Origin of the sequence: Dermacoccus sp. Ellin185, assembly GCF_000152185.1 — a bacterium.
Lineage (GTDB): Bacteria > Actinomycetota > Actinomycetes > Actinomycetales > Dermatophilaceae > Dermacoccus > Dermacoccus nishinomiyaensis.
Genome location: NZ_AEIQ01000071.1, coordinates 20038 through 30525, shown reverse-complemented (window position 1 = coordinate 30525; position 10488 = coordinate 20038). Strand labels below are relative to the sequence as shown.

The window sequence follows — 10488 nt, the reverse complement described above, 5'->3', positions numbered from 1 at the left end:
TCAGGTAGGAAGAGCCCTCAATCCATATCTCTCGCGGCACGACATGTTCGCGATCCCCACGATCGCCAAGACCAAATCGACGCCGACAGGCAGCCACAAGGGCGGCGCGCCCTGGCACAAATATGTGCCCCTGGCCTGCGCCCTGGCCGCGCAGCCCGACAAGGCTGCGGTGGGCATCCTCATGGACTTCTACGGGGTTCCCCGTGACACACCCGGCTTCGACGCCGAACGCTCCGGCGCGGAATACCGCGAGGTTCTCCTGGGCCGTATGCGCGAGAAAGTGAACTCCTTCCGCGTTCAGCCGCACCTCATCATGCACGAGTTCGAGACGCTGGTCTTCGCCGCCATCGACGCGGGCGCGCGGTCCAGCCTGACCGATGCCGAACTCGGCGCGCTGCGAGACGTCATCCGCAATTTTGGTGGGGACATCGAAGCCATCAACGGAAGCATTGCAACGAGCCCGTCGCACCGTCTCACCGCGGCATGCCGGACCTACGTGAAGACCGCGACCGGCATCAGCTTGCTCGATGAGGTGCCGTTCGACGACATCCTGGAGCGCTGCCCGACCTTCGCCCAATGGCTGTCAGAAATCGTGGCGGCAGCACACAACCACGCGACCTGAGTGCCCTGAGCACACCAACGGTGGAGGATGCGCGTGAACGCGGCATCCCCGTGACTCGTGATGCGTCACACCGACGGGCTGAGCACCCTGGAGATCGTCGCCAACGGGCCGTCGAGCTGCGCCTGCATCTGGCGGAACACCGCGTCACCACGCATGTATGGGTCGACGACGTCCGCCGCGTCGTCCTGACGTGCCGGCACCTGAGCACGCCGAGCACCCGCTGCGGCGACGAGCTGCGCGACGACGTTGTCGCCCGGCGCGCGGGCCACGTCAGCGGGCGTGAGCCCGTCGCACAGATCCGCGAAGTCGAGGACGGCGAACACCCTGCGCAGCGCGAACGGCGCCACCTGCACGACGAGACGACGATGCTCACGCGTCGCCGTTAGCACGAGATCGGCCCCGGCCACCATCTCCTCGGTGATCTGATGCGCCGCATAGTTCGACGTGTCGACGCCCCGCGCCTCCAGCAACCGCGCACTGCCCGGCTCGATCGGTTGCCCCACGAGCGCACCCGTGCCCGCACTGCTGACACGCACCCCGAGCGGCGCCAATTCGTGCGCCAACACACGCTCCATGTACGGAGAGCGACAGATGTTGCCGGTGCACACCGTCAGGATGCTCGGCTCACGCGGTGCCTGCTGGGGCCCCGATGCCGGCTGCGCGCGGCGCGCGGGCCGCAGCGTCGCGTCGGCGGCTTTGGCGTCCTCATCCCCCCACCATGAATCGGGCTGCGTGGCCGGCGCGGCTCCAGACCGTTGGGACGCACTGCTCGGGGCCGACGGCGTGTCGCGTTCGTCAGCCCAGGGGTCGAAGTCACTCATGGTCGTGCGGCGCGAGCTCGTGGACGAGCGGCACGACGTCGGCGATCGAATCGCAGATGCGCGTCGGCACGAATGGGTAGCGGTCGACCTGGTCGGGCTTCGTCGACCCCGTCAGCACGAGGATGCTGCGCAACCCCGCCTCCAGGCCACTGCGCACGTCCGTGTCGAGACGATCACCGATCATCACCGTCGACTCCGAGTGCGCGTCGATGCGGTTGAGCGCACTGCGCATCATGAGCGGATTCGGTTTGCCGACGTAGTACGGCTTGACGCCCGTCGCCGCCGTGATGAGCGCCGCGATCGACCCCGTCGCCGGCAACGGCCCCTCCGTGCTCGGGCCCGTGACGTCCGGGTTCGTCGCGATGAACCGCGCGCCACCCTCGATGAGACGGATCGCGCGCGTGATCGCCGTGAACGAATACGTGCGCGTCTCCCCCAGCACGACGTAGTCGGGGTCTCGCTCCGTCATCGTGTAGCCGACGTTATGGAGCGCCGTCGTCAGCCCCGCCTCACCGACGACGTACGCGCTGCCACCGGCGCGCTGATCGGCGAGGAACTGCGCCGTCGCGAGCGCCGACGTCCAGATCGCCTCCTCCGGCACGTCGATGCCCGACGCGAGCAACCGCGCGCGCAGATCGCGTGGCGTGTAGATCGAGTTGTTCGTGAGCACGAGGAAGCGACGCCCCGTCTCCTGCAACGCCTGCAAGAACTCCGCAGCCCCCGGAATGGCGCGTTCCTCGTGCACGAGAACGCCATCCATGTCCGTCAGCCAGCACTCCACTGCGTGGTGGTTGCTCATCTGATCATCCTCACTGTCGTGCCGAAAGGGTTGTCATGCGCACTCAGGCTGCCTGTGCCCATCCGCGCTCCACCAGATGCGTGCGTGCTGCTGCGAGATCCTGGTCCGAGAACATGCGCCTCTTGCGATCTGACCACGCTGCGACATGCGACACCAGATCGCCCACCGATGTCGCGTGCTCGCGCGTCATGAGCCAGTGCGTGGTGGCCAGCAGTTCCAAGCCATAGGGGCTTTCGAAACCCTCGACCGTGGCCAGTACGCGCTCGATGGAACTGAGGTACTCACTTCCCGCCAGGACGTTCTCCGCCTCCGCGGCGGCACCCTCGACGACGCGAAGGGGTTCCGATTGCTGCACCCGTGCGCTGCCGTCACCGAAGCCCATCAGGAAATGGCCTTCGACCAAGCTCAGAACATGGCGCAGGTTATCTGCATACGGCCCGTAGTGGTGGGCCTTGAACCTCAGTTGAAGCGGCTGGCCGTCCTCTTGCAGGAAGTACATGAGTTTCTGGACCTCGATGAGCCCGGGCGCGGAAAAGGCCTGCCCTGTATAGGCCCGCACCATCTCGACGAGCGCCGCACGCCCCGGGGTCATCTGCGGCCTTGCAGCGCGTGCCACCATGGTTGCAGCGGCAGGGGGCCCTTCGGGCGCGAACAGGCGCACGTCGACCCCGGGCGCTGCGGCGAACGCCTCCACGATGAGTGGGCGCACCACGGCCCAGTCCAACCCCCCGTTGCCGCAGCCGAGAGGGGGAACGGCGAGGGATCCGATCTCTCGTTCCTGTACGACGCGGACGAGATCCTGTAGGCCCGCTTCGATGTCATCCAGACGAGATGGCGTCTTCCAATGCCGCTTGGTGGGGAAGTTGATGATGTAGCGGGGGGGCAGCATCTGCCCGGTATCCCAGACATGCATGCGCCCGGGCATGATGAGCCCGCGATCGGCGTCAGCTCGATAGGCGGCGTACATCTGCGGAAAGGCCCTCTTGAACTGGAGGGCGATACCCTTGCCCATCACGCCGACGGTGTTCACGGTGTTGACGAGCGCGTCCACCGGAGCCTTGAGCAGGTCGCCTGAAGCATCCGTGATCATGATGATTCTCCTTCCTGTCCTAGAAGTACCACTCAGGTCTGACAACGACTCCGCCCGGCGGCAGACGATCGCCCAAGAGTAGACGTGCCTCACGCGCGACGGCTTCCGACTTCGCCACAACATGCGTGATGCAACCCCAGCTGACCTTTTGGTGCACGAGGCACTCCGCCATGCGCCGTTCCCTGCCATCAGCGCGCGTCGAGCCATCGTCGTACTGACCCCAGTAGCGGGCACGCATGAGATCCCAGTCGATGAAATCCCCCGCGAACAGCTCAACCGTCGGTGGTCGGAACGCTGCTACGTGCAACGCCGCGTTGCGGTCACTGATGACCACGCGCATCCCGTCCGTGAGCACACGGCCCACGTCACTGACGAGATAGACGATGCGTGCGGTGCCCTCGGCATAGCCCGGAACGTTGCCCATCGCAATGGAGTACATCATCGGGCTCCTGGCCGCGAAGTAAAAGGGGACATAATCGGCGACCACTCCCCCCGGAGGAATCGGTACGACTCGACGGGTGCGCTGGGCCTTGATGTTGCGATTGCCGATCTCATGCTGCAGAGCGCTACCGACGGCATGATCGCTGAGCAGGCCCTGCTGGACGATAGTCCCCAGATGCTCCACACGCGTGAAATGAACGATGCCCGGCCACATGTGATTCCCCCTGGCTCCCACACTCATGTGCGTCAGTTCACCGCTCGGCAGTCATCGGCAAAGACCCGACGCGTCATCTCCGCCACCGTCGCGAGCGCCGGATCGGCCTGCGCCGCCATCCTCGCAAAGATCTCTGGGCCCTGACGGAACGGGTCGAGTATCTCCGCCTCGGCATCCGAACGAGCGCTGTGACGCTCGACGCTGCCCGCCTGCGAATTGGCGACCAACTCGCGCAGCCCGTCGACGCCCTGGGTTCGGGGTAGGGGCGCCTCGGCGCAGACGTCGGCGAAGTCGAGCAACGCGAAGACGCGCGACGCCGCCGTTGGCGCCTCTTCGACGAGGACCCGCCGATGCTCGCGCGACGCCGCCAGCACGAGGTCCGCCTCGCGCACGAGCGCGGGCGTCACCTGACGCGGACGGTAGCGCGCGCCGTCGAGGCCGCGCTCACGCAGGAGGTCCTGCGATCCAGACGACATCCTGTCGATGAGCAACGCGCCCGTCCCGGCGCCCTCGACGCGTACCGGCAGGCCCGCCAGGTCGGCAGCCAGCACACGCTCGAAATACGGTGAGCGACAGACGTTTCCCGTGCACACGACGAGGATGGTGAAGGTCTCGCGATCATCCCCGGTGGCCAGGCTGTCGACCTCATGGCCCGCCTGCTGAGGGCGAACCGGCGCCGGCCCGGCATCGAGGCTGAGCGAAACGTCCGGGCGGGCTCGCGCTGCCTCACGCTCGCGCTTCGCGGCCTGCACCTGCGCGAGCCGTCGCTGATCGGCGCGCGTGCGGAACGTGCCCCACTGCCCGGGCGTGACGGGCTCGACGGCCTCGTCAGCCTGTGCCGGTTCGCCCGACGACGCGGCGTCGCGCGGTTCGCTCACGTCACTCCCCCGTCGTCTCGAGCGCGGCGAGGTCGTAGTCGACGACGACCGCCGCGTGGTCGCTCCACCGCTGATCGTAGGCTGCGGCGCGCCCGATCCACGGTTCGCGGGCAACGGCGGCGAGCGCCGGGCTCGCGAACTGGTAGTCGATGCGCCACCCGGAGTCGTTGTCGAACGCCTTGCCGCGCCACGACCACCACGAGTACGGGCCCGGCACGTCGCCGTGATTGGCGCGCACGACGTCGACCCAGCCGTTCTGGGTGAGCCGCGTCAGGTACGCCTGCTCGTCCTCGAGAAACCCGGCCTTGCCACGGTTTCCCTTCCAGTTCTTGAGGTCGTTCGCCGTGTGCGCGACGTTGAAATCGCCCATGACGAGCGCCGGACGGTCGACGAGCTGCGCCATCCGCGCCTCCAGCGCGTCGAGGAACGCGTATTTCGCAGTCTGCTTGTCGGTGCCCGCCTCGCCGGTGTGCACGTAGACGCTCGCGATCGTGACGCTGCGCCCGTCGACGACGACGTCAGCCTCCACCCAACGGCCGATCTCGTCAAAGCCGTCGATGACGCTGCTCGACGACGCGAGCGCATGCTTCGTCAGGATGGCGACGCCCTCACGGCCCGCAGCGGCCGACTCGGCGTGCGCGAGTTCATACTCGGCGAGAGCCGAACCGTCGAGTGCGGTTGCGAACTGCTTCGCCGACGCGCGCACCTCCTGCATCGCGACGACGTCCGGCTCCTGCTGCGCCAACCACTCCAGACCCCCGCGACGCTGCGCTGCCCTGATGCCGTTGACGTTCGCCGTGATCACTCGCATGGGCTCATCGTTTCAAGGCCGGATGATCGTGTCGAACCCACCGACCGCAACCGCGCCCAGCCCGAAACCCTGCGTCCAAGTGCACCCGCGTGCATCTGGACGCGGGGAAGAGGTCAGCTTGCGGGGGTGATCGTCGGGCGGCCGAGGGCGTGGACGGTGAAACCCGCCTCAGCCCACCGCTGACGATCCAACGCATTCCGCCCATCGATGAGCACACGACCCGCGACCTGCTCAGCAACAACGGCCGGGTCGAGATCGCGGTACACCTGCCACTCCGTCAACAACACGACCACCCGCGCCCCCAACAACGCCTTATCAACCGTGTCGACATAACCCAGACCCGGACGCTGCGCCCGCGCCACCACCAACGCCTGCGGATCATGCACCCGCACATCCACACCCAACGCCATCAGACGCTCTGCGACATCTAACGCCGGGCTGTCACGTATATCGTCAGAGTTCGGCTTGAACGCCGCCCCCAACACCGCCACCGGCGCACCCGCCACATCGCCGCCCAGCGCCTCACATACCAAGCTCACGACACGCTCACGACGCCGCACGTTCGTCGCATCCACCGTCCGCAAGAACTCCACCGACTCCGCCAGGCCAAGCTCCTCACCACGCGCCATGAACGCACGAATGTCCTTCGGCAAGCACCCCCCACCGAACCCGACACCCGCACCCAAGAACTTGCGCCCGATGCGCTCGTCATGCCCGATCGCATCCGCGAGCGCGACGACATCCCCACCCGTGGCCTCACACACCTCAGCCATCGCATTGATGAACGAGATCTTCGTCGCGAGGAACGCATTCGCGCTCACCTTGACCAACTCAGCCGTCGCGAAATTCGTCACCAACCGCGGCGTACCCGCCGCCAATGCCCGCGCATACACCTCATTCAGACGCGCGACATTCGCCTCCGCGAACTCCCCCTCCACGCCATACACGAACCGATCCGGCGTCAACGTGTCCTTCACCGCGAATCCCTCACGCAAGAACTCCGGATTCCAGATCAGACGCGCATCCACCCCGTCACACACGCCGGCCCGCAGCACCTCAAGCACGCGCGGCACCGTCCCCACCGGCACCGTCGACTTGCCCACCGCCACCGACCCCGCCTTCATGTGCGGCGCCAACGACGCGAACGCACCGAACACATAATCCGTGTTCGCCGCATACTCCCCCGGCTTCTGCGGCGTCCCCACACACACGAAATGCACATCAGCATCCGCCACATCAGCGATGTCCGTCGACCACCGCAACCGACCCGACGCCTGCGCGCTCGCCAACAATTCCGGCAACCCCGGCTCGAAGATCGGACTACGCCCCGCCGCCAACGCCTCGATCTTCAACACATCCGTGTCGACACCCACCACGTCATGACCCAACTCAGCCATGCACGCCGCATGCACCGCACCCAGATAGCCCGTGCCGATCACCGAGATCTTCAAACCCATGCCGCAGATTCTAGGGTGCCGCCCCCTGCTGCGACGCTCATTTGCCGCGCGCGGCCCCCGTCACTGCGTCGTTGTTCGTCGCGCGTTCACCGGACGGCGCGCTCACGCACTCGTCGGTGCGCTTCGGCATCTCGGGTACGCGTGCGAAACTGCGCTGCACACCGAACGAGCACCCGAGCAACACCGGGTACGTCCCCTGCGGCATCGGCGTCACCTGATCGGGTTGCGCGGGATACCGCGGCAGCCACCCTGCGAGCGTCGCCCACACATCGCGGAGTGCACTATGCAGCTCGTCCGACGTGAACGGCGGTGCGCCGAGCTGCGCGGCGAGCACGCTCAGCTGCACGGCCAGGCTCGCGCTCGCCCCCGCCGACGGGGCTGATGACGCTCACCTCGACGTCCGAGGGACGTGTCATCGGCTGCGACCTAACCGAGCTTGACGCCCGTGAAGGCGACGAAGGTGACAATCGCACCGAGCGCGTACAACGCGACGTCCGTGCCCCGCGAACGCACCTTGAGATCCGGCACGACACGCTCGGGGAAGACGGCGCGCATGGTCGCCCCCAGCAGCGGACCCACGGCCATGAGGATGCCGCCGACGCGCACATGCCCGCCGAAGACGACGGCGAGGCCCAACGCGACCGGCAGCACGACGACGAGCCACGGGACGCCGACCTTGAAGTGACTCACCGACCCCGAGCCTCGGCCTCACGCTCGGCGGCCTCCACGACGTTCGTCAGCAGCAGCGCACGCGTCATCGGGCCGACGCCGCCGGGGTTCGGCGACATGAATCCGGCGACCTCAGCGACGTCCGGTGCGATGTCACCGGCCACCTTGCCGTCGACGCGGCTGACTCCGACGTCGAGCACTGCGGCACCCTGCTTGACCATGTCCTTCGTGATGAGCCCCGGCACACCGGCGGCGGCGACGATGACGTCCGCGTTCTTCGTGTGAGCTGCGAGATCCTTCGTGCCGGTGTGGCACAGGATGGCCGTCGCGTTCTCGCTGCGACGTGTGAGGATGAGACCGAGCGGGCGCCCCACCGTCAGCCCACGCCCGACGACGACGACCTCCGCGCCGTTCAGCGGCACGTCGTAACGGCGCAGCAGTTCGATGACGCCCATCGGCGTGCACGGCAGCGGCGCCTCCTCGCCGAGCACGAGCTTGCCGAGGTTGACCGGGTGCAGACCGTCGACGTCCTTCTCCGGCTTGACGCGTGAGAGCAGCGCGACCTCGTCGAGACCCGTCGGCTGCTGGATGAGGAAGCCCGTGCAGTTCTCGTCGTCGTTGAGCTCGTCGATGACGGCCTCGACCTCGGCCTGTGTCGCGGTGGCCGGCAGATCCTTGCGGATCGAGGTGATGCCGACCTCCGCGCAGTCCTTGTGCTTGGCGTTGACGTACCACTGCGAGCCTGGGTCATCGCCGACGAGCACCGTGCCGAGGCCCGGCGTGATGCCGCGCGCCTTCAACGCAGCGATGCGCTCACGCAGTTCGCCCTTGATCGTCGCGAGGGTGGCCTTGCCGTCGAGCGTCGTCGCAGTCATGGCCCCAATCCTGCCAGACGCCCCGGGCGCGCGGTCGGCGCTCACACCGGGGTGTGACGGGACGCTCGTGATCGACCTGGGCTCACGCGTACGGTCGTCGTATGACACGAGCGTGCCGAGCGGAAAGTGGCGTGGCGCGTTCCCGCGCTCGTGGCACTCGTCGTCGGGGTGCTCGTCGTGGCGTTGTTCCTCGTCGTCGACCGCCGTTCGTCAGCCCCGGTCGCCGACGCGCCCTCACCCAGCCTGAGCGGACGCCCCGTGGTGGCCTTCGTCGGCGACAGCTACTCCGCCGGCTCGGAGGCGAGCTCACCGGACAAGCGATCGACCACCGTCCTGAGCGCTGAGCGCGGGTGGAACGAGATCAACGTCGCCGTGTCTGGCATGGGCTACGACGTGGGTCGTCCGACGCAGCACTACGCTTCCCAGGTCGCACGAGCCGCAGCGTCGCGGCCGGGCACGGTCATCATCTCCGGCGGATGGAACGACGTCGCCCGCGGCGTGCCGACGGCGACCATCGTCGAGGGCCTGCGCGAGACGCTCGCGGCGGTGACGAAGCACGTCCCCGAGGCGCGCGTCGTCGTCATCGCACCGATCGGACCGGCGAGTTCTCCCCCACCCGACCTCGTACGGCTGCGCGATGCCGCCGCACCCGTGGTGCGCAGCTCAGGTGCGACGTGGCTGGATCTCGACTTCCCGCTCACCGGTCACCCTGAGTGGATCAGCCCTGACGGCCTGCACCCCAACGACGCGGGCTACAAGCGCCTCGCCGAGCTCACGAACGCGCGTCTGAAGTAGCCCGTCGGCCACCGGAGCGTGCCGCCACCGCTGCCGCCGCAGCGGTGACGACCATGCCGACGACGGTGCGCACACCGACACCTTCGCGCGCCACCGGGTCGAGCAGGTCGATGACGAGCGCCGCGACGAGCTGCCCCATGATGCCCATGAGCCCGAGCACGAGCACGCTGATGTGCTCCGTCGCCCACGCCGACAACCCGATGAACGCGATGCCCAGCGGCGCACCGAGCCACGCCCACCAGGGAGCGTCGTGCGGCCACTGCCACTGCGTGAAGCCGAGGAGCACGCGCGCACCGGCGAACACCACGAGAGCGATCACGCCGACGAGGAAGTTCTGCAGCGTCGTCGCGTACGAACTACCTGCCCGCGCACTGACGCGCCCGTTGAGACCCTGCTGGAACTGCGTCATGACGCCCGCGATGATGACGGCGAGGGCCGGCAGGATCGCGATGCCACCCGGGACGTGCTGGCCGCTCACCGTGATGCCGACCCCGACGACGGCGAACGCTCCGGCGAGCGCGCGAGCGGGGGTGATCGGCGTGCGCCCCTTGGGGCCGGCACCGACGTGATCGGCGAGCAGCCCGCCGAGTGCCCGGCCACCGACGCTCGCGACGATGAAGACCGCTACCCCGAGGATGGCGACCGTGCTCGTCTGCACCGCCACGAACGCACCGCCGAGAACGCCGCCGAGGCACTCCCACCAGCGCAGACGCCCCGCCCGAATCGCGTCGACGAGCCGACCGGCGCCGCGGCGCAGGCTCGGCACGACGAGCGTCAGCACGAGCAGCGCGAGCCCCGAACCGAAGCTCCACACCGCCGCGACGAGCGGCTCGGACAACGGCTCACCGAGCGTCCCGTTGAAGCGCGCCTGCAACGACAGGCACGCCCCACCGAAGAACGCGGCAGTGAGGGCAAGCGCCTCGGAGGAGGCTCTGGCGTCACGCTTCATCGCAGGGCACCGCGACGATGGCAGGTTTGGCCGAAGATGTGGCCGACGTTCAGGCCATCTTGAGCCA

Annotated in this window: 13 protein-coding genes; 2 read left to right on the top strand and 11 right to left on the bottom strand. The window is 67.9% G+C overall.

The window, feature by feature from the left end; all coding sequences use genetic code 11:
• Positions 1-622, top strand: a 622-nt coding sequence (locus HMPREF0321_RS07850; protein WP_139023594.1) for a DUF4276 family protein, incomplete at its 5' end; no start/stop codon positions are given.
• Positions 623-687: 65 nt separating this feature from the next.
• Here the strand turns inward: HMPREF0321_RS07850 and HMPREF0321_RS07845 are convergent.
• The 10 genes from HMPREF0321_RS07845 to HMPREF0321_RS07800 all read right to left on the bottom strand — a co-directional run bounded on the left by HMPREF0321_RS07845 (position 688) and on the right by HMPREF0321_RS07800 (position 8677).
• Entirely contained in the window at positions 688-1443 is a 756-nt protein-coding gene (locus tag HMPREF0321_RS07845; protein WP_006945600.1) for a low molecular weight phosphatase family protein, read from the bottom strand.
• Positions 1436-2242, bottom strand: coding sequence for an HAD-IIA family hydrolase (locus HMPREF0321_RS07840; protein ID WP_006945614.1), 807 nt, complete (start codon positions 2240-2242; stop codon positions 1436-1438). Before HMPREF0321_RS07840 ends, HMPREF0321_RS07845 begins: the two co-directional genes overlap by 8 nt.
• A gap of 43 nt (positions 2243-2285) precedes the next feature.
• On the bottom strand, positions 2286-3332 hold the full coding sequence (locus HMPREF0321_RS07835) for a macro domain-containing protein (protein WP_006945605.1): 1047 nt from the start codon (positions 3330-3332) through the stop codon (positions 2286-2288).
• 19 nt (positions 3333-3351) lie between these two features.
• Positions 3352-3987 carry a DUF4433 domain-containing protein gene (locus HMPREF0321_RS07830; RefSeq protein ID WP_006945583.1) on the bottom strand — a complete coding sequence of 212 codons (636 nt, stop codon included), beginning with the start codon at positions 3985-3987 and terminating at the stop codon, positions 3352-3354.
• 32 nt (positions 3988-4019) lie between these two features.
• Positions 4020-4865 (bottom strand): low molecular weight phosphatase family protein, encoded by an 846-nt coding sequence (locus tag HMPREF0321_RS14880; RefSeq protein WP_006945599.1) that lies wholly within the window; start codon positions 4863-4865, stop codon positions 4020-4022.
• A gap of 1 nt (position 4866) precedes the next feature.
• Positions 4867-5676: an exodeoxyribonuclease III gene (locus HMPREF0321_RS07820; RefSeq protein ID WP_006945618.1), complete on the bottom strand. Its 810-nt coding sequence runs from the start codon at positions 5674-5676 to the stop codon at positions 4867-4869.
• A gap of 113 nt (positions 5677-5789) precedes the next feature.
• Complete coding sequence (locus HMPREF0321_RS07815) at positions 5790-7133, bottom strand: UDP-glucose/GDP-mannose dehydrogenase family protein (protein ID WP_006945576.1); 1344 nt, start codon at positions 7131-7133, stop codon at positions 5790-5792.
• Positions 7134-7170: 37 nt separating this feature from the next.
• On the bottom strand, positions 7171-7479 hold the full coding sequence (locus HMPREF0321_RS07810; RefSeq protein WP_006945582.1) for a hypothetical protein: 309 nt from the start codon (positions 7477-7479) through the stop codon (positions 7171-7173).
• Positions 7480-7559: 80 nt separating this feature from the next.
• The gene (locus tag HMPREF0321_RS07805; protein WP_006945601.1) at positions 7560-7823 is read right to left on the bottom strand and encodes a DUF3017 domain-containing protein; all 264 of its coding nucleotides are present in this window, start codon (positions 7821-7823) and stop codon (positions 7560-7562) included.
• Positions 7820-8677 (bottom strand): bifunctional methylenetetrahydrofolate dehydrogenase/methenyltetrahydrofolate cyclohydrolase, encoded by an 858-nt coding sequence (locus HMPREF0321_RS07800; protein ID WP_006945588.1) that lies wholly within the window; start codon positions 8675-8677, stop codon positions 7820-7822. Before HMPREF0321_RS07800 ends, HMPREF0321_RS07805 begins: the two co-directional genes overlap by 4 nt.
• A gap of 126 nt (positions 8678-8803) precedes the next feature.
• Here HMPREF0321_RS07800 and HMPREF0321_RS07795 point away from each other — a divergent pair, with 126 nt between their 5' ends.
• Positions 8804-9472 carry an SGNH/GDSL hydrolase family protein gene (locus tag HMPREF0321_RS07795; protein WP_006945615.1) on the top strand — a complete coding sequence of 223 codons (669 nt, stop codon included), beginning with the start codon at positions 8804-8806 and terminating at the stop codon, positions 9470-9472.
• Here HMPREF0321_RS07795 and HMPREF0321_RS07790 read toward each other — a convergent pair.
• The gene (locus HMPREF0321_RS07790) at positions 9450-10421 is read right to left on the bottom strand and encodes a DMT family transporter (protein WP_006945562.1); all 972 of its coding nucleotides are present in this window, start codon (positions 10419-10421) and stop codon (positions 9450-9452) included. The two genes, HMPREF0321_RS07795 and HMPREF0321_RS07790, sit on opposite strands and share 23 nt — an antisense overlap.
• Positions 10422-10488 lie beyond the last annotated feature (67 nt).